General features: G+C 58.9%; 1 protein-coding gene. It reads left to right on the top strand.

Features of this window, described 5'->3' with window-relative positions; genetic code table 11:
* The coding region (locus U5775_RS39200) for a 4Fe-4S dicluster domain-containing protein (protein ID WP_322063471.1) at nucleotides 1–331 on the top strand (331 nt) is incomplete at both ends.

Genomic DNA, 331 nt, shown 5'->3' with positions numbered 1-331 from the left:
GGGCACGCTGATGGTCGGCATCGAGCAGAAGCTGCTGGGCGGCAACGTGCCGTGGACGCTCCATCACCAGCATCGCGACCACGAGATGCTCAAGCCCGCGTCGCAGTGCAAGCCGATCGAGTACCCGAAGCCCGACGGCAAGCTCACGTTCGATCGTCTCTCCTCGGTGTTCGTTTCCAATACGAATCACGAGGAGAACCAGCCCGTGCATTTGACGTTGAAGGATGCAAACGTACCGGTCGGCATCAACTTCAAAACCTACGCGGGCCCTGAATCGCGCTTCTGTCCCGCGGGCGTCTACGAATTCGTGAAAGACGATTCAGACGAAGAT

It is taken from the genome of Paraburkholderia sp. J63 (assembly GCF_905220245.1).
Taxonomy (GTDB): Bacteria; Pseudomonadota; Gammaproteobacteria; order Burkholderiales; family Burkholderiaceae; genus Paraburkholderia.
Note: the sequence above shows the minus strand (reverse complement) of the source record. Positions and strands in the feature narration are given on the sequence as shown.